General features: G+C 58.6%; 18 protein-coding genes and 2 pseudogenes. 6 read left to right on the top strand and 14 right to left on the bottom strand.

The window, feature by feature from the left end; translation table 11 throughout:
• Positions 1 to 341: 341 nt before the first annotated feature.
• Complete coding sequence (locus tag ACZ9AQ_RS22945) at positions 342 to 1,538, top strand: tyrosine-type recombinase/integrase (RefSeq protein WP_109343478.1); 1,197 nt, start codon at positions 342 to 344, stop codon at positions 1,536 to 1,538.
• A gap of 156 nt (positions 1,539 to 1,694) precedes the next feature.
• On the opposite strand, the gene ACZ9AQ_RS22950 is transcribed toward ACZ9AQ_RS22945, so the two are convergent.
• From ACZ9AQ_RS22950 to ACZ9AQ_RS22980, 7 genes are all read right to left on the bottom strand, one after another.
• Positions 1,695 to 2,279: an SIS domain-containing protein gene (locus ACZ9AQ_RS22950; protein WP_109343479.1), complete on the bottom strand. Its 585-nt coding sequence runs from the start codon at positions 2,277 to 2,279 to the stop codon at positions 1,695 to 1,697.
• An 18-nt stretch (positions 2,280 to 2,297) separates the two neighbouring features.
• Entirely contained in the window at positions 2,298 to 3,224 is a 927-nt protein-coding gene (locus ACZ9AQ_RS22955; protein WP_005670924.1) for a cation diffusion facilitator family transporter, read from the bottom strand.
• Positions 3,225 to 3,334: 110 nt separating this feature from the next.
• The gene (locus tag ACZ9AQ_RS22960; RefSeq protein WP_157225733.1) at positions 3,335 to 3,916 is read right to left on the bottom strand and encodes a hypothetical protein; all 582 of its coding nucleotides are present in this window, start codon (positions 3,914 to 3,916) and stop codon (positions 3,335 to 3,337) included.
• 133 nt (positions 3,917 to 4,049) lie between these two features.
• Complete coding sequence (locus ACZ9AQ_RS22965; protein WP_005670927.1) at positions 4,050 to 7,235, bottom strand: CusA/CzcA family heavy metal efflux RND transporter; 3,186 nt, start codon at positions 7,233 to 7,235, stop codon at positions 4,050 to 4,052.
• 12 nt (positions 7,236 to 7,247) lie between these two features.
• Entirely contained in the window at positions 7,248 to 8,498 is a 1,251-nt protein-coding gene (locus tag ACZ9AQ_RS22970) for an efflux RND transporter periplasmic adaptor subunit (protein ID WP_005670929.1), read from the bottom strand.
• Complete coding sequence (locus tag ACZ9AQ_RS22975; protein WP_005670931.1) at positions 8,495 to 9,799, bottom strand: TolC family protein; 1,305 nt, start codon at positions 9,797 to 9,799, stop codon at positions 8,495 to 8,497. The genes ACZ9AQ_RS22970 and ACZ9AQ_RS22975 overlap by 4 nt, the downstream gene beginning before the upstream one ends.
• A 511-nt stretch (positions 9,800 to 10,310) precedes the next feature.
• Positions 10,311 to 12,746: a heavy metal translocating P-type ATPase gene (locus tag ACZ9AQ_RS22980; protein ID WP_109343483.1), complete on the bottom strand. Its 2,436-nt coding sequence runs from the start codon at positions 12,744 to 12,746 to the stop codon at positions 10,311 to 10,313.
• 90 nt (positions 12,747 to 12,836) lie between these two features.
• On the opposite strand from ACZ9AQ_RS22980, the gene cadR reads away from it, so the two are divergent.
• The 4 genes and pseudogenes from cadR to ACZ9AQ_RS23000 all read left to right on the top strand — a co-directional run bounded on the left by cadR (position 12,837) and on the right by ACZ9AQ_RS23000 (position 16,333).
• Positions 12,837 to 13,265, top strand: a complete 429-nt coding sequence (gene cadR, locus ACZ9AQ_RS22985) for a Cd(II)/Pb(II)-responsive transcriptional regulator (protein ID WP_219864043.1) — start codon at positions 12,837 to 12,839, stop codon at positions 13,263 to 13,265.
• Between the two features lie 325 nt (positions 13,266 to 13,590).
• Positions 13,591 to 13,995 (top strand): annotated as a pseudogene (locus ACZ9AQ_RS22990) (c-type cytochrome); the annotation flags it as partial.
• A gap of 547 nt (positions 13,996 to 14,542) precedes the next feature.
• Positions 14,543 to 15,301 carry an FTR1 family iron permease gene (locus ACZ9AQ_RS22995; protein WP_429206945.1) on the top strand — a complete coding sequence of 253 codons (759 nt, stop codon included), beginning with the start codon at positions 14,543 to 14,545 and terminating at the stop codon, positions 15,299 to 15,301.
• Between the two features lie 78 nt (positions 15,302 to 15,379).
• Positions 15,380 to 16,333, top strand: coding sequence for an arsenic resistance protein (locus ACZ9AQ_RS23000; RefSeq protein WP_184236242.1), 954 nt, complete (start codon positions 15,380 to 15,382; stop codon positions 16,331 to 16,333).
• A gap of 30 nt (positions 16,334 to 16,363) precedes the next feature.
• Here the strand turns inward: ACZ9AQ_RS23000 and ACZ9AQ_RS23005 are convergent.
• Positions 16,364 to 16,564, bottom strand: a pseudogene (locus ACZ9AQ_RS23005) (IS3 family transposase); the annotation flags it as partial.
• A gap of 174 nt (positions 16,565 to 16,738) precedes the next feature.
• On the opposite strand from ACZ9AQ_RS23005, the gene ACZ9AQ_RS23010 reads away from it, so the two are divergent.
• On the top strand, positions 16,739 to 17,353 hold the full coding sequence (locus ACZ9AQ_RS23010; RefSeq protein WP_184236247.1) for a cation efflux transmembrane domain-containing protein: 615 nt from the start codon (positions 16,739 to 16,741) through the stop codon (positions 17,351 to 17,353).
• Between the two features lie 281 nt (positions 17,354 to 17,634).
• On the opposite strand, the gene ACZ9AQ_RS23015 is transcribed toward ACZ9AQ_RS23010, so the two are convergent.
• From ACZ9AQ_RS23015 to lpdA, 6 genes are all read right to left on the bottom strand, one after another.
• Positions 17,635 to 18,180, bottom strand: a complete 546-nt coding sequence (locus ACZ9AQ_RS23015) for a cytochrome P450 (protein ID WP_229446441.1) — start codon at positions 18,178 to 18,180, stop codon at positions 17,635 to 17,637.
• A gap of 24 nt (positions 18,181 to 18,204) precedes the next feature.
• The gene (locus ACZ9AQ_RS23020) at positions 18,205 to 18,879 is read right to left on the bottom strand and encodes a cytochrome P450 family protein (protein WP_208281663.1); all 675 of its coding nucleotides are present in this window, start codon (positions 18,877 to 18,879) and stop codon (positions 18,205 to 18,207) included.
• 218 nt (positions 18,880 to 19,097) lie between these two features.
• Positions 19,098 to 19,460 (bottom strand): CzcE family metal-binding protein, encoded by a 363-nt coding sequence (locus tag ACZ9AQ_RS23025; protein ID WP_109343484.1) that lies wholly within the window; start codon positions 19,458 to 19,460, stop codon positions 19,098 to 19,100.
• Between the two features lie 182 nt (positions 19,461 to 19,642).
• The gene (locus ACZ9AQ_RS23030) at positions 19,643 to 19,963 is read right to left on the bottom strand and encodes a hypothetical protein (protein WP_162819332.1); all 321 of its coding nucleotides are present in this window, start codon (positions 19,961 to 19,963) and stop codon (positions 19,643 to 19,645) included.
• A gap of 200 nt (positions 19,964 to 20,163) precedes the next feature.
• On the bottom strand, positions 20,164 to 20,667 hold the full coding sequence (gene lspA, locus ACZ9AQ_RS23035; RefSeq protein WP_205289050.1) for a signal peptidase II: 504 nt from the start codon (positions 20,665 to 20,667) through the stop codon (positions 20,164 to 20,166).
• A gap of 24 nt (positions 20,668 to 20,691) precedes the next feature.
• The gene (gene lpdA / locus ACZ9AQ_RS23040) at positions 20,692 to 22,128 is read right to left on the bottom strand and encodes a dihydrolipoyl dehydrogenase (protein WP_109343485.1); all 1,437 of its coding nucleotides are present in this window, start codon (positions 22,126 to 22,128) and stop codon (positions 20,692 to 20,694) included.
• Positions 22,129 to 22,171 lie beyond the last annotated feature (43 nt).

Genomic DNA, 22,171 nt, shown 5'->3' on the forward strand with positions numbered 1-22,171 from the left:
CCAACATGGCGCTCGGCGGTATCACGCCAAAACAGAAATTGGCACTCGCCGCTTAACCTCTACTTTTAGCGTGCTCTAAAAATGGGGGGATTACCGATCCGCTTTTCGACATCACGTACGGCGCGCGTGAGGACGGACAAAGCGTCGACAACGCCGCCCTCCCCGCTTTGCCATATGCGATGGTTGTAACAGTCGCCGCTGAAGACACGCCTGGCGTCTACAATAATATTCGGCAGCGCTACCAGACGCTGCAACCAGTCGAGATTCGCCAAGAGGTGCGCATTCAGAGCGGCACCGGGAAATCTCAACCGAGTTAAATTCCCGTAAAACAGTACGTTTCAATGTCTGAACAGATAGCCGCCGTCCTCGAAGAAATTTCCGTTCCGCCTATGGAGGTGATGACGGTATCACGCGACCTGGATGGGTCCGTTGGGTCTAATCGCGAGTGGCATGTGCCGAGGCAGATCAGCGCGAACACCGATGTCGCGGCGGTGCTGGCTTGGCTCGCGAACTTTGTCCATAAAAAGGCCACGTTCGACGCCTATCGAAAAGAGGCTGAGCGGCTGCTTCTCTGGTGTGTGCTTCAGCGTGCCAAGCCGCTGTCTTCCCTGACGCACGAAGATTGGTTGGCCTATCAGGCATTCTTGGGCAACCCCTTGCCCCGAGACCGATGGGTGAGTGAACAGAGTCGCAGACATCCTCGCAATGATCCGCGTTGGCGCCCGTTCGCAGGGGCATTGTCAGCGTCAAGTCAAAGGCAGGCGGGTATCATATTGACGTCGATGTTCGCCTGGCTTGTCAGTGCAGGCTACCTGGCAGGCAATCCGCTCTCGCTTTCCCGCCAAAGAGGTCGCGCACGGGCGCCTCGTATTGAACGCTATTTTGACGATGAACTCTGGCTAGAAGTAAAGGCCACGATTGACGCCATGCCGCGCGAAACGCCGAGGGAGCGTGAGCGATATCTGCGACTGCGGTGGTTGTTCACATTGCTCTATGTGTGCGGTCTACGCATCTCGGAGATTGCCGAGAACAATATGGGCAGTTTCTTCTGCAGGCGCGACCGCGATGGCAGCGAACGGTGGTGGCTCGAGATCCTCGGCAAAGGAAGTAAGGTACGCCTAGTGCCGGCGACCAATGAATTGATGAACGAACTCGGCCGATATAGGCGTGAACTAAGCTTCCCTGCGCTGCCTGTACCTGGAGAGTCGACGCCGCTGCTACTGCCCATCGGCGGGAAGCCTAAGGCGATGAGTCGCGGCGGGATCCACGATATCATCAAGGCTGTTTTCGCGATGACGGCCGAGCGAATCGAGCTCAAGGGACCACAATTCGTGCATGTTGCTCATCGAGTCAGTCAGGCATCGGCGCACTGGTTGCGGCATACCGCGGGGTCACACATGGCGAACAACTCCGTAGACTTGCGGCATGTCAGAGACAATCTGGGTCACGCTTCGATCAGCACCACTAGTGGTTATCTGCACGCACCGGACGACACGCGGCACAACGATACTGAAGACAAGCATCGAGCGAATTGGTAGCGTCGGCAGAAAAGACACAGCGATTCTTAGCTTTGGCAGCATTAGCCGACGTTCTTAACCAGGACAATGACCCCCTCATGCTCAAGGCGTCCGTTCGCCTCGGCAGCGGGACGCGCTGTACACTCGCGTTGGCCCTGGAACTCGCCCATGCCTACGCTAGTAATTGGCCGGGTACAGTTCGCGCTCGACCAACTCGATCATTATATGGATGATCTTGATGTGTAGCTCTTGAGTACGGTCAGCAAAATTACCGCCCGGGCAGCTGATGCAGACGTCTGAGAAGTCCTCCAATGGCGAGCCAGCAGTCCCTGTCAAAGCGATCACGACCATACCAAGCTTTTGCGCCATCTGGGCCGCGACCAGAATCGAAGGGCTTTTCCCGCTCGTACTGATCGCGAGCAGTACATCGCCCGGACGACCATGGGACTCGATGTAACGGGCGAACACCTGATCGTATCCATAGTCGTTTGCAACGCAGGTGATATGAGTTGGGTCGCTAATTGCGGTTGCGGCGATCCCGGGCCGATCACGACGGAAGCGTCCTGTCAGTTCTTCCGCGAAATGCATGGCGTCGCACATTGAACCGCCATTCCCGCAAGAAAAAGCCCTTCCTCCCTTGCCGAACGATGTCACCAGTACCTGTGCGGCGTCAGCCACGGTTTGCAGCTTGGTTGCGTCGTTCACGAACAAGTCCAGAGCGTGCCGCGCTTCGGTCAGCCCATTCTTGATATGTTCAATCATATGCTCTTCTCTATAAAATCAGTGACTTGCCGATGGCTCGAAGCCATGGACCTCGGTGGCCTGCTCGCAAGGCGTGCGCTCGACTTGCACTGTCGAATGGTAGATGTGAAATTCATCTGCGATTTCATGACGGACCGAGATCAGTAACGCTTCGAGATCCACATGCCCCGGATCGCAAACGATGTGCACGCTCAAGCTCACCTTGCCGCTTGTGATGGCCCACACGTGCAGGTCGTGGACGCTTGCAACGCCTGGCACTGCAAGAATCTTGGTTTTCACATCAGCTAAATCGATGCCTTCAGGTACACCTTCGAGCAAGACGTTCAAACTTGCTTTGAGCAGAATCCAAGTGCGCGGCAACACCCACAGTCCGATGGCCACAGCGATCAACGAATCGACCCAGGTGGCGCCGGTCCAGCGAATCACAAGCGCACCGACGATCACGCCAATCGATCCGAGCATGTCGCTCCATACTTCCAGATAAGCGCCTTTCACGTTCAGGCTAGCATCCTTACCGGCAGAAAGGAGCCGCATACTGATCAAGTTGATCACCAGGCCGAGCACCGCCACGATGAGCATGGCGCCAGAGGCTATCTCGGGCGGATCCTGCAGCCGCTTCCAGGCCTCAACAAGAATGTAAATGGCCACCATGAACAACAGAATCGCGTTGAGGGCTGCTGCCAGGATCTCGAAACGATAGTACCCAAAGCTACGCTTTGCGTCGGCCTGACGTCGCCCGATGTGAATTGCGGCCAGCGATATCGCGAGTGCGGCGGCATCTGTGAACATATGCGCCGCATCGGAAATCAAGGCGAGGCTATTCGTCATGATCCCGGCAATGAGCTCAGCGACCAGAAACGACGATGTCAGCCCTAGTGCTATCCACAGAGGACGAGCGTTCTGTGTAGGTGAAATGGCGTGCGAATGTGAATGCCCTGAACCCATGATATCTCCTCAATATCTTACATTTTTAAGTTGGCACTGGACCGACCGCCGGTCTTTGCATCGCATCGCGCAGCGGCGCGCAATTATTTGCGTACAGGCCAATCCTTACCTCAGTAGAAAAGCCGCCTGATGTGAACCACTTGCGGCGCAAGCACGGCCAAGAGCAGGATCAGCACCAGTGCAATGCCAGTTACGGCATCTACGTTGTCGAACCCTGCTGCAATCAAACCTACCGCCACCAGTGGGGCGATAAAGGGTAACAAAGCGACCGCTGCCTTGATCACGAACATCGCACCGTGCTGTTCGCACAATAAACAACTGTATAGCGCACGCAATGCGCCGGCCGTGAACGCGCACATTGCAAGCGGCATCAAATCGCTTGGCAAGAGGTTAGAGGCATGGTTAAGAGCATGTATGGCCCCTCCTGCGATAAACGGACTTGGAATTAGCAGAACGACGACAACGGCGAATCGCATATTTTCGTCCCGACCTGCCTCCTCTTCTTTGCCAACTGCGCGCTCGCATTTATTGCTATAAAGCATGATGACGGCAATTTGGTACAGGGCACTCGCAGCGAGCGAAAAGCTCTCCCAAAATATGGCGCCGTAAGCGGTCCACGCCAGTGACAGGACATTCGTTCCCAGCACAAGATGCGGCAAAACCACTTCAATCCCACTTGGTGTCAAACGCATAATCGACCTCTCCCTGATGGGCCGCACGAAGTGCATGGGCGAGCCAAACATGAGTGCCGGCACATACCGCTGACTCGCCCCTCAAGAGGCGGTGTGCTGTTCACACCGCCGGATACACAGCTTCACGCGGGTTTTAGACGGGGGTGACCACGCGCGTCTCACGCAGGGGGCCATCTGGATCCTTACGATGCGCCAGTCGATATAGAAGAGGCAGTACCAACAACGTTAGCGCCGTGGACGACAGGATGCCGCCGATAACCACCGTCGCCAGCGGGCGTTGTACCTCGGCGCCGGTGCCAGTGGCAATCGCCATTGGCACAAATCCCAAGGACGCAACTAGCGCCGTCATAAGGACCGGCCGCAGACGCGTTAGCGCTCCATGGGTGATCGCTTCGTCGAGCGACATGCCGTCTTCTCGCAGCGAGCGGATGAACGAAATCATTACCAGCCCGTTCAGCACGGCCACCCCAGACAAGGCGATGAAGCCGACCGCAGCGGTAATCGACAGCGGAATGCCTCGTAAAGCCAAGGCCGCGATCCCGCCGGTCAAGGCAAACGGGATGCCGGTGAACACCAACAGCCCGTCTTTGACGTTTCGGAACATCATAAATAGCAACATGAACACCAGGAACAACGCCAGCGGCACAACGATCTGCAAGCGCTGGGTAGCCGACTGAAGCTGTTCGAATGTCCCGCCCCAAGTGGTCCAATAGCCTGCAGGGATCTTCACGCCCTTGGCCAGAGCCTCCTCCGCTTCCGGCACGAAGCTGCCGATATCGCGGCCGCGTACATTGGCACTGACCACGATACGGCGTTTGCCGTCTTCGCGGCTGATCTGGTTCGGACCCGGTGCTAGATCGAGCGTTGCCAGTTCACCTAAGGGAATGAAGGCGGGAACGTCTTCATTGCCTCCAGCGCTTGTGCCTGAGGGTGGTGGCACTGCGATCGGCAGGCGACGAAGTGCATCCAAGTCTGCGCGTTGCACCTCTGGTAGCCGTACCACGATGGCGAAGCGGCGATCGCCTTCGAACATGGTGCCGGCCTCGCGTCCACCTGTGGCCGCAGAGATCGTGGCCTGCACATCAGTGATGTTCAGCCCGTAGCGCGCTGCCTTGTCCCGGTCAATATTGACTGTCAGCATCGGCAAACCGGTAGTCTGCTCTACCTTAACTTCAGCTGCGCCCGGCACGCGTTGTAGCACCGCGGCGATCTGAGCACCGGTCGATGCCAGCACTTCCATGTCGTCGCCATACAGCTTGACTGCGACGTCGCTACGCACGCCGGAGATTAGCTCGTTGAAACGCAGTTGAATAGGCTGCGAGAACTCATAGGCATTGCCGGTGTATTTTTCCGCCTCCTCTTGGATGGCTTCCACAAGTTCGGCGTGGCTGCGTTTCGGTTTCGGCCAGTCGGCCTCCGGCTTGAGCATGATGTAGCCGTCCGAGATGTTTTGCGGCATCGGATCGGATGCAATCTCGGCGGTACCGGTGCGGGCAAATATCCGTTCGATCTCGGGGAACTTCGCTTTGAGGCCGACCTCCAGCTTCTTCTGCATATCGACTGATTGGGTGAGGCTGGTCGCGGGAATGCGTAGCGCCTGGATCGCAATGTCGCCCTCATTCAAGTTGGGAATAAATTCGCTCCCGAGTCGTGTCGCCAGCAGTCCAGACAGGACCACGGTGACAATCGATGCCGTCAGCACGATCGGTCCGTTACGCAGGACAGCGCGCAATGCAGGCGCATAGGCATTACGCGCCATTGTCATTAAGCGGTTCTCCTTTTCGGCCACGCGCTTGCCGATGAACAGGGCAACGGCCGCGGGCACGAACGTGATCGACAGAATCATCGCGCCAAGCAAAGCTATGACGACAGCGAACGCCATCGGGTGGAACATTTTGCCCTCGACCCCGCTCAAAGCGAAAATCGGCAGGTACACAACCATAATGATCAACTGCCCGAACAGCAGTGGCCGGCGCGCTTCCTTTGCGGCCGCAAACACTTCACGGAAGCGCTCTTCCAAGGTTAGGTCACGTTTGGTCTGTTCTTGCGCGTGCGCCAGGCGCCGCACGCAGTTCTCCACGATCACGACCGCGCCATCGATGATGATGCCGAAGTCGAGAGCACCCAAGCTCATCAAGTTGGCACTGACCTTGTAGGTCACCATGCCGGTGAAGGTGAATAGCATCGACAGTGGAATGACCATCGCGGTAATAATCGCTGCGCGGATATTGCCCAGGAATAGGAACAAGATCACGATCACCAGGATCGCACCTTCGAGCAAATTCTTACGTACCGTGGAAATCGCCTTGTCGACCAGCACCGTACGGTCATACACGGGGACGGCCTTGACGCCAGCAGGCAAAGTCTTGTTGATCTCGACCATCTTCTCTGCAACGAGCTGCGAGACCTGCCGGCTGTTTTCGCCGATGAGCATGAATACGGTACCGAGCACAACTTCGGCACCGTTGTCGGTCGCGGCGCCCGTGCGCAGTTCGCGGCCGACGGCGACGTCCGCGACATCACGAATCCGAACCGCGACGCCATCGGTATTTTTCAGGATGGTGTTTTGGATGTCTTCGATGGTTCGCACCTGCCCCGGCGCGCGGATGAGAAGCTGTTCGCCCGAGCGCTCGATGTAGCCTGCCCCGGTGTTATCGTTATTGCGCTCAACCGCAGTGACGACGTCGGCCAGGGTCAGACCATAGGAACTGAGCCGGTTCGGATCCGGCGTGATGTGGTATTCCTTAGCGAAGCCACCGATCGAATTGATTTCGGTCACGCCCGGGACCTGACGCAACTGCGGCTTGATGATCCAGTCCTGCACTTCGCGCAAGTCAGTTGGCGTATAGGCTGTCCCGTCAGGCTTCTTTGCGCCTGCTTCTGTTTCGACCGTCCAGAGGTAGATCTCGCCCAAGCCAGTGGAAATTGGCCCCATCATGGGCGTTGCGCCCTCCGGCAGCCCTTCACGGGCTTCCTGCAGTCGCTGGTTGACCAGCTGGCGCGCGAAGTAGATGTCAGTACCATCCTGGAAAACGACTGTGACCTGCGACAGCCCGTAACGCGATAATGAGCGAGTCTGCTGCAGTCCAGGCAGGCCCGCCATCACGGTCTCGACCGGATAGGTAATGCGCTGCTCGACCTCGAGCGGCGAATAGCCTGGTGCCGAGGTGTTGATCTGAACCTGCACGTTAGTAATATCTGGCACAGCGTCGATCGGCAGACGCTGATAGTTGTAGACGCCAATTGCCGCCATGGCCAGGACTAGACCCATGATCAGCCATCGGCTGTCGATGGCGAAACGAATGATGCGTTCGAACATGGAAATCCCCTATTAGTGGTCGTGCTCGGCGCTGCCCTTGCCAAGTTCGGCCTTGAGCACGAAGCTGCCGCGATTAACGTAGCGCGTTCCTGCTGCCAGGCCCTTCAGGATTTCCACCCCTTTGCCGTCACTAATGCCGGCCACGATCGGCTGCGTGCGAAAGCCCCCTTCCGTCACTACAAACACTACTGGCTTGTCTTCCACCGTCTGGATAGCATCGGCCGGAATCGCCACAGCAGCCTGTTTAGTCCCTTGCACCAGTGCGACGTCCACGAACAGGCCAGGGCGCCACGCGCCGCCTGGGTTGTCGATCACGACGCGCGCTGTGGCGGCGCGGGACTGTGCCCCGACTAGTGAGCCGACATAACTTACCTTCCCAACGGCTTTCATATCAGAGCCGGTGGCACTGACAACCGCCGTTGCGCCGCTGCGCACGCTTGCCAAGTCTTTCGGTGTGACTGCGACATCGACCCAGACGCGCGAGAGGTCGGTTAGTACGAAAACATTGGTGTTTTCCTGCACCGCTTCGCCCCGCGTGATGTGCTTTTCAACGACGACAGCGTCGAACGGCGCACGCAACTCGTACCGGTTCAATGCGCCGCCTCCGGAGCCCACTTCAAGAGCTGCCAATTTCGAGCGCGCTGCCTGCAAGGTAAGCTCGGCCTCGCGAAGTGCCTGTTCGGCCTGCTGAAAGTCCTGCTGGGCAGAGATACGGTCCTCCCACAGTTTCTTTTCCCGCTCATAGATGGTTTTGGCCAGGCCGAGCCTTACCTGTGCCGCGCTCGCGGCGCTACGCAGGTCAGCCAGCTCCGGGCTTGAAATGACGGCTAGCACCTGGCCCTTCTTGACCGTTTGCCCCAGCTGCGCCGGCACTGATTCGGCGACGCCGCCCAGGCGCGGCACTACGTGAGCTGTCAGATCGTCGTTGACACGGACTTCGCCAGGCAGTTTGACAATGTTCTCGATCGTGGCCGCACCGGCAACGGCGGTCGTAATTCCGGCCTTTTCTGCCTGCATGACCGGCAGCTTGACCACTCCTTCGTCCTTGTGCTCATCCTCGGCGCGTTCGTCGCCTGCTCCACCGGCTTCTTTTGCGCCCTCCTTCTGACCGCTCTCGGCATGGCCATGGGCATCTTCGCCGGCGCTACCTTCAGCGCTTCCCTTGTTCCAGAACAGGATGGCCAGGGCCAGCACGACACCGACGGCCACGATTGCGGCAATGATTGGCAGATTTTTCTTACGATGATTTTGCAGGGGCGTCATTGCAGGTGTTCCTTGAAGATGGTGGTGCTCTCGGCATTAGTAGCCGGTGCGATTCGTTCGATATCAGTTGCTGCTCGATACCGATCGGACAGAGCGCGCAGATACAAGCTGCGTGCCTGAATTAATGCGCGCTGGGTGTCAAGAACGTCGAGAAACCCGAATTTTCCGAGTTCAAAACCAGTCACGGCAGCGTCATAGGCTTGCTGCGCCGCTGGCAGCATCTCGGACTTGAGGCTGTCGATCTGAAGCTGAGCGACCTCTGCACGCTGGTGAGCGTCCGCGATTTCCTCATACACCCGAAGCTGCTCGGCGCCTAATTCGTCGCGAGCCTGGTCGGCTCGTCTAAGTGCTGAGAGCATGTTCCCCTGGTTGCGATTGAAAAGTGGCAGCGGTACGGAGATACCAAAGACGGCTTCGCTCCCGCTGCGTTCACGATCCCGCTGGCTACCCACGGTCACCGTCACATCTGGTACCCGCGCCGAACGTTCCATGCCGACCAAAGCATCCTGCCGTTTGACTTGCGCTTCGGCCTGACGCAGTTGCGGCGACATGGTTAGCCGCTGCTCGAGCTCGTTCATCGTCGGTACGGCAGCGAACTCGACGGCTGGCATCTGGAGTGGCTGGGCAATCGCTCGCGAGCTGCCCATCAGTATCGCTAACTTGCGTTTGGCTGACTTCAGGTCGGCTGTTGCTTGGGTGAGGTCAAGACGCACGGCCGACTCTGCAACACTCGCACGGGTTTGTTCGACTGGCGATATCTTGCCGGCAGCGACGCGCCGACTCGCGGCATTCGTCGCCCGGCTTGCGACCTCAATGGCCGCCTCGGCCAGACCGACCCGCTCTTGCGCTGTCAAGGCCTCCAAATAGGCCGCCATAACGTCGGCACGCAACATCGCTCGTCGCACGTTCACTGCTTGGACGGCGAGTAGACGCTCTTGTTCGGCGACCGCGATGCGGGCGCTTCGTTTGCCGCCGAGCTCGATGAGCTGGGTAATCTGGGCGGTCTCGACCCTGGACCGACGGTCGGTTCCTTCGGTGGATAGAGCCAGCTCAGGATTGGGTATGACGCCTGCCTGAAGCCTCCCACCCTCGGCAATGCCGATCGCCTGTGATGCGGCTCGTAAGCCTGGGTTGCCTGCGTACGCAGCCTGCAACGCCTGCTGCAGGGTCAGCGGCAGTAGCGACGTATTCCCGGCGAGCGGCGGACTGTTTGGATCGCGCAAAATTTCCGTTTGCGCGTAAAGGGACGTCGACTGTGAAAACAGCAACAGCGCGCCCATGATCAACGATCTGGATTGCATAGATAACTCCGAAGTTAACGAATCGAAAGCTATCCGGCGACAGCGAGCACACCGGCCGAGTGCGTTGGCACACGGTCGGAAGGCTCGGGGATTACCTGGTAAAAGAAGGTATAGCCGCCGGAATTACACGGCGGCGGGCCACTGGGGGCGTTCGGGAGGGACTTGAGTGACTGAAACGTAACTGACGTTTGGACCAACCGGCGCGAAGTGCGCCATCGTCAGGTAGGGGGCGTTTTGAACGGCTGCGGGAGCGAGCACTGCGTGCGCGCACGAAGAACAATGCGAGTGCTGCGCGATCTTCTTCGTCGACGCAGGCTTACCGTCATCGGCGGCCGCCACCTGATCGTGAGCGCCGGTCTTATGCTGATGATGTCCAAGGTGCTGTGCGGCTCGTCCAGTCTCATGCATGCAATAGGCGCTGATCGCACTCCAGGTAAACTGGAATGCGAGCATCATCAGCATGCAAGTGAGAAAACGGCGCATCATGGTCGCGAGTATAGCATCGGTGCGGTTACACGTTGCTGCCATGCAGACGTACGCGAAGCAGACGCATGCCATTAAAGATAACCAGCAGGCTGGCGCCCATGTCCGCGAACACGGCCATCCACAAGGTGGCTGATCCTGCGATAGCGAGCACCAGGAACACGGCCTTGATCAGCAAGGCTGCAACGATGTTCTGCTTGAGGATGGCGGCTGCCTGCCTGCTCAGGCGAATGAACTGCGGGATCTTGCGCAAATCATCATCCATCAGCGCGACGTCGGCTGTTTCGATGGCGGTGTCGGTGCCCGCTGCGCCCATCGCAAACCCGATATCGGCCTTGGCCAGCGCCGGGGCATCGTTGATGCCATCCCCTACCATGCCGACGGTACCGAATTGCGCCACCTCGTCATTGATGGCAGAGAGCTTATCCTCGGGCAGCATGTTCCCGCGGGCGTCATCGATGCCAACCTGCCGTGCGATCGCTTTGGCCGTCACCGCATTGTCGCCGGTGAGCATGACCGTCCGGATTCCCAGCCCATGAAGCTGGGCCACCGCTTCGCGACTGGTTTCACGAATGGTATCGGCCACCCCGATAACCAGCAGTGGCGACGTCTCATCGCAGAGGACAACCGCGGTCTTTCCTTCACCCTCCAGTGTCGCCAGGACACTTTCCGTCGCGGTATTGCAGATGCCGAGCTCCTCGACCAGGCGGTGATTGCCGAGGTAGTACCACTTCCCGTCGATCCGCCCTTTCGTGCCGCGGCCGGTCAAGGCCTCGAACTCGGTCACGGATGCGAGGAGCAGGTCCAGGCCCAAGTTTTGCCAGTGGCGGCTCACCGCGGTCGATACCGGATGGTCGGAACGGTCCGCGAGCGCGGCCGCGAGCTGCAGATGAGTCTGTGCATCGCCTTGCAGGGGCAACACGTCCGTCACTTCGGGTTTACCCTGGGTGATCGTGCCGGTCTTGTCCAGTGCGAGCGAGCGCAGCTTGCCGCCCTGCTCCAGGTAGACGCCGCCTTTGATGAGGATGCCGGCCCGCGCCGCCGCAGCCAGGCCGCTGACGACGGTGACCGGGGTCGAGATCACCAGGGCGCAGGGGCAAGCGATCACCAGCAGGACAAGCGCCTTATAAATCCATGGCATCCATTCGGCGCCCAGCATGAGCGGCGGCACCAGGGCGACGGCGAGCGCAATGGCGAACACGATGGGCGTGTAGATGCTGGAGAAGCGGTCGACGAAACGCTGCGTGGGCGCGCGGCTGCCCTGCGCGTCCTCGACCGCGCGGATGATGCGCGACAGGGTCGAGTTGCTGTGGCCGGCGGTGACACGGTATTCGAAAGAGCCCGTTTCATTGATCGTGCCGGCAAACACCTTGTCGCCGACCGTCTTCGGTACCGGCATGCTCTCGCCCGTGATCGGCGCCTGGTTGACTGACGACTGGCCAGTGGTCACTTCCCCGTCCAGGGCGATCCGCTCGCCGGGTGCGACACGGGCCAGGGCGCCGATCGCGACCGTGGTGGCGTCCTGTTCACTCCAGTTGCCGTCGTCAAGGCGCACGCTTACCCGTTCGGGTGTCAATGCCATCAGGCCCTGGATGGCGTTTCTCGCACGGTCGAGCGAGCGGGCCTCGATTATCTCGGCAAGCGCGAAAAGGACCATGACCATCGCCGCTTCGGGCCATTGCCCGATCAGTACCGCGCCGGTCACGGCGATTGACATCAGGGCATTGATATTCAAATTGCGGTTCTTGACCGCAATCCAGCCTTTCTTGTACACCCCCAAGCCCGTCGTCGCGATCGCAAGCAGCGATAGCAGGATGACTGGCCACCAGTTTTCATCGCCCGTCGTCCATGCGACGACCTCGGCACCGACTGCTGCGGCCAAGCCCAGGGCAAGGACTGAATACTGCCGCTTTCGGGAGACCGATGGGACCGCAGCGGCTCGTCCTTGCCCAGCTGCAACGAGCACCGCCTGCATACCGATGGACGTCAGTGCATCCAGGATCGCCATTGCCGGCCCACTATGCCTGACGACCAAGCGACGCTGGACGAGATTGAAGTCGAGCTGTTCGACCTGCGGCATGCCGGACAGCTTGTTACGGATGAGCGTCTCCTCGGTGGGGCAATCCATGTTCTCGATGCGGAAAACAGTGCCGGCTGCTGACCCGCTTTGCTCCTCGGTCTGTTCAATCACCGGGTCCATGCCGACCGCGCGTACTGCTGCAAGGATCGCCTGTGGATCGCCGAGGCTGTGCTCCACCCGCAAGCGGCGCTGGACAAGATTGAACTCGAGCTTTCCGACGCCTGCAACGCGTCCGAGCGCTTGCCGCAGCAGTCCCTCTTCTGTCGGGCAGTCCATCTGGTCGATGCGAATGAGAAGAGAATGGTCCAAGGCTGCAGATGAGGCACCCGCGGTCTCGATCGGTGCAGATTTTTCGCAACATGATTTCGTCTGGCATTCCGACATGACGACTCCTCGAGAACTGTGTATAGTTCACATTGAACACCCTGTAGCGGGTACGGGGTCAAGCACTAAGTTAACGTACCGGGATTTTTCTTGAAGATTGGCGAATTGGCAGACCGGTCAGGCTGCTTGGTTGAAACCATCCGCTACTATGAGCGCATCGGATTGCTCGCTCCGCCTGAAAGGTCGGCAAACAATTATCGAGCTTATAACGAGCTTCACGCTGAGCGCTTGCTGTTCATTCGGCATTGCCGCGCCTTGGACATGACACTCGATGAGATCCGGACGCTGCTCGATTTTCGCGAGGCGCCCGGAAAAAATTGCGAGAGCGTCAACGCGTTGCTCGACAAGCACATCGGGCACATCGTCGACCGTATAGCAAACCTGTCAGTACTAGAAGCGCAGCTCAGAGACCTCAGGAGCCGTTGCATCGCCACCGACAGCACAAATCCATGTGAAATCCTGCAGGCGCTCGGCGCTGCGGACGTTTGCGACGAGCCAGTAAGGCCTGGGCGCCATTGACTAGCCCTGGACTTTCCGCGCCATCACTGCATTGCTGAACCAGCGAACAGCCGGAACAATGCGCTTGACCTTCAAGTAGCTTGAAGGTGTTTAATATCAGGTTCTCGAACCTGAAGACAAGTATCCCGATATGACGTACCCCATTTGGCGTCGGCTAATCGCCTTCGTAATGTTCTGCTGCTGCGTGATCGGTACGACACACGCTAGTCCCACATCATCGGAAGCAGAAGTCCGCCAGCTCTGGCAGTTGCTCGATTATGTCGCCGTCGATTACGCCGGCGCGGTCCAGAACGGAGCGATTGTCAGCGAACTCGAATACGGCGAAATGCAGGAGTTCTCGACGCGCGCACAGAACCAGGTGACGGCATTGCCTCCGCATCCTTTGCATGCAGAACTGGCAGCTGCCACCACCAAGCTGAAGCAGGCGGTCAAGCGCAAGGAAGCGCCGCAACAGGTTTCCCTGCTTGCGCGAGAGGCAAACCGTTTGCTGCTGCAGGCCTACCCCTTCCCTGTTGCGCCGCGCGCCTTGCCCGATCTGGCCAGCGGTGCGGCGCTGTACCAAGCGCAATGCGCTTCATGCCATGGAGCGGCCGGCGCCGGCGATGGGCCACTCGCGGCCAAGCTCGAACCTAAACCAATCGCATTTACCGATGAGGAAAGAGCCCGCTCCCGCTCTCTCATGGCCCTATATCAGGTCATCAGCCAGGGTGTCGAGGGCACATCGATGCCGGCCTTTGCAGGCTTGTCCGAGCATGACCGCTGGTCTCTGGCGTTCTATGTCGGCAGCCTGGCGTTCAAGGACACGGACGTCGCAGTCGGAGCGTCTGCGTTTGCACAGAACACCTCCGCGGCCGCCACGATTCCCGACATGAACACGCTCGTGACGGCGACCGAAGAAGAACTGGCGAAGGCTGGCTCACCGTCGACCGCGCGGGCGGTCCTGGCCTACGCACGCACCCACCCCGAGGCCGTACAGGAGCAGCAGGAACGCAAGGGCATCGTCCTTGCGCGCAAACTGCTGCAGGACAGCCTGGATGCCTTGAAGAATAAGCAGCGGGCGAAGGCCACCGAGCTTGCTTTATCGGCTTACTTGGACGGCTTCGAGCCGCTCGAGGCGAGGCTCGACGCGACGGACCGCCAGCTCCTGGTGGACGTGGAGCGCGGTTGCACAAGGCAATGTGTTGCGTGCGACCGAATACGCCTCTCAACTCGACGCGTATTTCGTACGTGTCGAGGAGCTTACCGGCGCGAACAAGACCGACGCGACGACGGTGTTCGTGGGCGCGTTGACTATTCTCCTGCGCGAAGGTGTCGAAGCCCTGTTGATCGTGATTGCGATGGTTGCGTTCCTCCGCAAAGCGGAGCGTCCACAGGCCTTGCACTACGTGCACGCCGGCTGGATCTCGGCGCTGGCGGCAGGCGCCTTGACATGGGTAGTGGCCACCTATGTGGTCAGCATCAGTGGTGCAAGCCGTGAAGTGACCGAAGGCCTCTCGTCGCTCTTCGCCGCCGCGGTGCTGCTGTCGGTCGGGCTATGGATGCACCAGAAAGGCCAGGCCGGACAATGGCAAGCCTACCTGAAGCAGCATTTGACAGCGGCGATGGAAAAACGCTCCGCATGGGCGTTATTTGCCCTGGCATTCATCGCGGTATACCGGGAAGTCTTTGAAACGGTTTTGTTTTACTCGGCGCTCGGCGCCGACGGCAACGGCCCTGCGCTGTTGGCAGGATTCGTTACAGGCCTGGTCCTGCTGTCGATAATTGCTGTCATTTTCCTGCGTACCAGCGCACGCATGCCGATCGGTAAATTCTTCTCGTTCAGCTCCGTGCTGGTGGCCGCCCTGGCAGTTGTCCTGGTCGGAAAAGGAATCGCAGGGCTGCAGGAAGCCGGATGGCTGACGGCCACACCGGTCACGGGACCGCGGATGCCGGTCCTCGGCCTCTACCCGACGATAGAGACTTATGCGGCGCAACTGGCCCTGCTCTTGGCGGCTGGTCTTGGCTTCGGCTTCAATCTGATGAAGGTCCGCAAATAGTTATTGAATGGCTCGCAGCAGGCGTCGCGGCTGATGCCTGCCGGGTAATCATCACCTTATCGCCGAGAGGGAAACAACTTGAACCGCGAAAGCCTGGAACGGAATCAGATTCCAGTCTATGTTGTAAGTGCCGCCTTGGCCGTGCTCGGGGGGATCCTTGCGCCTGATGCTGCGGCCAGGCTTGATCTGTTGGTGACACCTGCCATTGCGGTCCTGATGTATGCGATGTTTCTGCAGATTCCCTTTCTCGAGCTAAGGAAGGGGTTGGGTAATCGAGCGTTCATATCTGCAGTTTTGGTCGCCAATTTTGTGCTGATACCGCTTCTGGTATGGGTCTTGACGCGTGGACTGAGCGATCGTCCTGCGCTGTTAATCGGCGCTCTCCTGGTTCTGCTGACGCCATGTATTGACTACGTCGTCGTATTCACTCATCTCGGGAAAGGCGATTCGCGCCTGACCCTGGCTGCCACGCCAATCCTGCTCCTGCTTCAGCTGCTCCTACTGCCCATCTACCTCAGCGTAATAACTGGCGGCGAATCTGGCGTCGTCATCGCTGTCGCGCCGTTTGTCGACGCATTCCTGCTGCTGATCGTGGCTCCGCTGTTGCTTGCGGTGGCTACTGCCGGACTCGCGAAGCGATCGTCCATCGTCGAGAAATGGAATATCGGATGGGCCTGGCTCCCGGTCCCAGCCATGGCCGCAGTGCTGGTGGTCGTCATCGGTTCGCAGATCGGAGCGATCATCAGGGAGATCGAACAATTGGTGCCGGTCATTCCGGTTTATATTGGCTTCATGGTGCTTGCCCCACTGGTAGGAGCTTTCACGTCGCGCATGTTCAAACTGCCGGTAGCAGCGGCTCGCGCCGTGACCTTCAGCGCGTCGACGCGCAATTCTCTGGTAGTGCTGCCGCTCGCGCTCGCGTTACCCGACGATTTGCGTGGAATTGCGGCGGCGGCTGTGATCACACAAACCCTGGTCGAACTGGGCAGTGAACTGGTCTATGTGCGTGCAATTCCTGCCCTGGTCAAGTGAGCTGTACTGTCAATAGTGGACACGTCCGTTTCAAGCAGCCAGCTGCCATCTGCTGATCTTTTCGGCAAACAATGCTGGCGATAGATAGCCGAGACGCGAATGGCGCCGCTGGTGGTTCCAGAAGATCTTGATGTATTTCGTAATTGCCGGTTCAGCGTCGGCCCTGGTCGCATACCACTGGCGATGGATCAATCCGCCCTTCAGGCGTCGCCAGACGCGCTCCATGCGTGCGTTGTCATGGCAGTTTACTGCAAGTGCTCGGCAACCCTAATCCAAGCTTCTTACCTGGCTCGTGTTTGATATGTGCGCGCTCGCTTTGGTAACTGACGTATTCTGTGTTCATCCAAGCGCGTCCGGTAGAGAAAAGCGCTGGGCGCGTTCTTCCTGCAATCTTTTGGAGATCCGATGTCGGATATTGGCAAGGACAGCGATGACGAATCAGGTCTGGACGGTTCCAACGAGCGTGATCGTGGCATTTTATGGAAGGTCTTGCTAATCAATCTGGGCCAGTGTTTGGCCGGGGTGACTGTCGGAATATGGGCATCTTCAACTGCCGTGGTTGGCGCTGGCCTTGACAACCTGGGTGACGCTGCAGTCTATGGCGTCAGTCTGTACGCGGTCGGTAGATCCAGCACAATCAAGAAGCGTGCGGCGCAATTATCTGGCTGGCTCCTCATTGGTTTCGCCTGCCTATTGTTGGTTGAAGTTGTCCGTCGTTTTCTTGGCGGTGAGGCACCGCTGGGACCAGCCATGATGGCCATGGCTGCAACAAATGCCCTACTGAATATCTATTGCATTCGCCTGCTGAAGCAGCATCGCGGCCAGGACATCAATTTCAAGGCCTCGACTATATTCACGAATAACGATTCGCTTGTGAACGGCGCAATCGTGCTTTCGGGCGCGTTAGTAATGTGGACAAATTCAAACCTTCCTGATCTGCTGCTTGGAACAGTGGTTTCGTTCATTGCTGGGAAGGGAGGTTATGAAATCCTCTCAGAGGCAAAAGGACATCAGTCGTGATACGAGGTATTCCATTCGAACCCTGCACGCGCAACAGAGATACATCCAGTGTGGTATACGACTAAGCTGACGGAAAGCGCCTTATGGCGGCTGGCCGTCGTAACATGATCGAAATCGCGGGCGGAAATGCAGTTGTTGAACCAAGTGCGAAGCAGGCACTGGTATTTTGCTAACCCGAGTTCTATGTCTGGTCGGAGCATTACTGGCAACGCAAATCAGAGAGGTCTGACGCGGAACTCCGGACATTCTCATCAGGCAGGTATTTCCCTTCCCTCAGGTGATCAGATTTGTACATTACCAATCACAAAACGGCTGGACAGCAACGCCGGTATGCGTGAGAGGCTCATCCGCAAATCCTGCTGAGGTACGCTGTACCTTACGCTGGTGCTGAGAAACACAACGGCAACTTTCATCAGTTCGACGGTGATCCACTCGCCAGGGCAACGGTGACCATCGAGATATTCCCCCCCTCCCTGTGGAATGAAGCTGAAAGGGCTACGCTTCCATTGACGAAAACGTTCGGGCATGAATGTATGGGGCTCGTCCCAAAGCCTCGGATCGTGATTCGTCCCATACAAGTCGAGCAGGACCCTTTCTCCTTTCGGAAAACGATAGCCCTTCGATTCGAACTCCCGCCGCGTGCGCGCAGCTACCACCGGGAAAAACGGATAAAACCTGCGGACTTCTTCAACGAAATAATCGAGGTAGTGCGCTTCGGCAGCCAGCAAACGCTCACCGCATTGCGGGTGCTGATGCAAAGCCATGGCCGCGAACATGATATACCAGGCGACCGCGACCGTTGGCCTTGCAACGTTGATGAGTTCCACCGCCACAGTTCGCTTGTCGAGCAATTACCCAGACAAATCGCGATGCCATGAGATCGCATATAGTGCGCAGTCTTCATCCACCGTTAGCCGGTGATGACGCACATCTTCTACCAGACCCTCGATCCAGCGCTCAGCGCGGTTTCGCGCCCATCTTCCACGCCAGTGTCTTGGACCGATCGCCGCGCCAGCATCGATCATCGCTACGAAGTCATCCGTTCTACTCCTGACTTCGGACTCAACCAGCGGGATTCCTGTCCAGGCACAGACGGCCCGGCACAAGCTTTCACACGCTTGGTCGAATAAAACCACCTGGAAGCGGCGCTCCCAATTTGCCGCGGACCTGTGCCATTGCGCGGCACTGAGCTCCGCCAGTTCCGCAATACGCTCGGCGCTCATCAAGGAGAGAAACATTTCCTTTCGGCACCGATGGGAATTACCGTCCAGTCCTTGCACGCCTCCTCGGCCAAACAGTGTTTCCTGGAGTCTCGATGGAGCAACACCGGTGCGTTTGAACCTCTCATTGTCATAAAATAGTCTGGCCAATTCTTCGCCGCGCATACAAACCGTCGATTGAAGCATCAGTCGTGGGCGAAACAGGTCGGTCCCCAGGCGCGTACAACGTTTAGTAATGAAAAGATAGCCGTCCCGGGCGAACGAAAGAGTACTGTCTGGAACACCATCTCGCGGTATCTCATGCATGAGCGTCTCCGTCAAATTGAGCCGTCTTCATACTGCCCGAGCACGTAGTTAAGCGGCGCTTGTTTCAGCACTGCTCATATCAATAGCGTCGCACGTGGGGTACGTGCCCCCGGCTTGTATTCGCCCGGTAGATTGCATATCAGGCTTCACACTAGCTCGAAACCGCGGGCGGCTTCGAACTAGTGATAGCGCCCTACCAGAACGCCAAATGGCGAAGCTTAGTTGGCGTACATTGGACTTTCCTCAACATAGATTGTTACGTTCGTTGCGTTTGGAAGGATGTTCGCCAAGGAGATCGGCGACAGGCCGAGCGTATCGAAGGTCCAGGTAAGGTTTCTTGGACCGTCTACAATACGGACAGTCTCGAGTCGCTTGACGTGAATCGATCTGGTCTTGCCTTCCACTATTGTGATAACGCGGTCAGGCGCTGCATTGGAGGAGTAGCCGAACGGTGCTGCTCTACCAGTCTTCGCTTCTGCGGCGCTCTCTGAGGGCATGCCCCCCTCATTGGCCCGCGAGTCGAGTGGAATGAACATGCACGCGAGAAGTACCGCGGATAAGAAGTTGATGTGAGTTTTCATTGAATTTTCCTGTTGAATGTTTGATTTTTCAAGCGCACTGACTCTCGACGTGGCCGATTGTGGGCCGCCATGGTCGGGAGTAAGTCAGTTGCGGCTGCATTATTTGTAGAGACGGATGGGGTCGTGCAGTGCTTGTGCACGATTACCCATCAAGCGCAGGCGGTAGTTGCCGGCTTCGATGATCAGTGCCATTTCGGCCGAATCGGGCCGTCCAGTATTGGAGACTGGTAATTTAGCTGATTGAGTCTGCCGGGATAGGAGCGCGACAGCCCTGACCATTCGATCACGGAAGAATCGCTGCCGAGGGGCTGCAAGTCGCATGCCGATACACAAGTTGCGCTGCAGCCAGCTTCGAGCTGCACGTCTATCGGATTTGCAGCCCCGGTTACGTCGGATACCGCTGCGATGGCCGACGCGTCGTCGGAAATCACGCACCATCCTGCCGCCCAGCCAGTCTGTAAGGGCAAAAGCGCGAACAATATGATCAGAAACAGGCGCTTCATGGAGTCCTTGACTGCTCGGTTACGGAAGAGAACACTGGAGTATGGCAAATTTTACAACGCCCGCCGGGCAGAAACATGGGTCTCGAATTGTTGTAGATCTGATTATGTTTGTTCTGTATGGGCTGGATCGTCGCCCTGTTCAGACCGCCCCGCGCGACTGGCCATGCTTCGGGTGGCAGTGCGCGTCCAGGGGGCGATGACTATCGGGTCTTGTCGGATACCGGAGGTGCTGCACGGCCACCGAACAGCGCGTGCAAAACGATGAGCGTGGCGCCGACCGTGATCCCGATATCGGCGATGTTGAAAGCTGGCCAGTGATGCGCTCCTGCATGCACATCGATCCAGTCAACGACGCCCATCCGCGCAGTTCGGTCAACGAGATTGCCAACCGCTCCGCCAAGGATCATCGCCAGAGCGATCCTTTCCGCGGAGCCTGTTTCAGGTTTCCGGATCATCCGGACGATCAGGATCGACGCGAGTACGGCTACAACAATGAAAAGGTAGCGTTGCCATCCGCCGGCCGTGGCCAGAAGACCGAACGCCGCTCCCTGGTTGATCACATGGACGATGTTCAACAAGGGTAACAACTCGATCTGCTGGCCGTAGGCCAGATGTTCCACGATTGCGGCCTTGGTGACCAGGTCGGCAAGTGCGATAAGCCCGGCGACCAACACGGCAGCGAGCGGTGAAAAGGGTTTGGCCACTATCGGTTCCTATACAGTTGACGGTCAGATGTTCAGCGCACGCTTGTCGACAGCGAGCGACGCTTCCCTGATTGCTTCATACAATGTCGGGTGCGCGTGGCAGATCCGGGCAATGTCCTCCGAAGACGCCGAAAACTCGAGCGCCATTGCCGCTTCACCGATCATTTCCGACGCGAGCGAGCTGACGATATGCACGCCCAGCACAAGGTCCGACTCGGCATCGGCTAGGACCTTGACAAACCCCTGTGCGTCGCCGTGGCCGAGTGCGCGCCCGTTGGCCGAGAAAGGGAACTGTCCCGACTTGAATGCGCGGCCTTCGCGTGCCAGTTCCTGCTCCGTCTTGCCAACCCACGCGGCTTCGGGACTCGTGTAGATGATGAAGGGGATGGCGGCGTAATTCACCTGCCCGGATTGCCCTGCGACGATCTCGGCGACCATGATTCCCTCTTCCTCGGCCTTGTGCGCAAGCATTGGCCCGCGCACGACGTCACCGATGGCAAACAGGTTCGGCAATATCGTGCGGCAGTGTTCATCGACCGGCACATAGCCGCGCTGGTCAAGCTCCAGGCCAATTGCCTCGATTCCCAACCCATCCGTATTGGGCACGCGCCCGATCGCCACGATCACCTTGTCGCAAGCGAGCTCCTTGGCGGCGCCAGCACGGTCGCGATACGAAATCTGCACCCCGCCGCCGCTGAGCGCGATGCTGTCGATGCTCACGCCAAGGTCGAATTTCAGCCCTTGGCCAGACATCAGCTTGAGCATTTCCTTGGACACGGCGGTGTCGCAGCCGGGCAGGAAGTCCGGCATGGCGTCGAGCAGGGTGACATCCGCACCCAGGCGCCGCCACACTGAGCCTAGCTCGAGACCGATCACGCCGGCGCCAACCACACACAGGCGTTTCGGCACCTCGCGGAAATCGAGCGCTCCGGCGTTGTCGCAGATGATTGCATTGTCGATCCGGGTGCCTGGCAGCTGGCGCGGCTTCGACCCGGTGGCGATGATCACGTTACCCGCGCTGATCTCCTGCACGGAATTTTCGGCCGAGACTTCCAGGGAATATACCCCGTCCTGCATCCCGACGAAGCGCGCGCGCGCCTTGATAAAGTCGACCTTGTTCTTCTTGAACAGGTATTCGATCCCTTTGGCCATTTTCGAGACCACCCCGTCCTTCCGATCGATCATCTTGTCGACCTCGATCGCCGCGCCGCCAGTGGTGATACCGTGCTCGGCGGTGTGGTGGACGACCTGTTCGTACAGGTGGCTCGACGCAAGCAATGCCTTGGATGGAATGCATCCCACGTTCAGGCAGGTTCCTCCGGGGCGCGCCTGGCCGTCGGGTGCGGCGTAAGGATTCGATTCAATGCAGGCCACGGACAAGCCGAGTTGTCCGGCGCGGATTGCGGCGATGTACCCGCCTGAACCCGCGCCAACGATGACCAGGTCGTATTGCGCTTTCATGTGATTCCTTCCAATGTTCGAGTCCTTGCGTTCACTCTACTGG

The organism is Massilia sp. UYP34, from assembly GCF_056279385.1.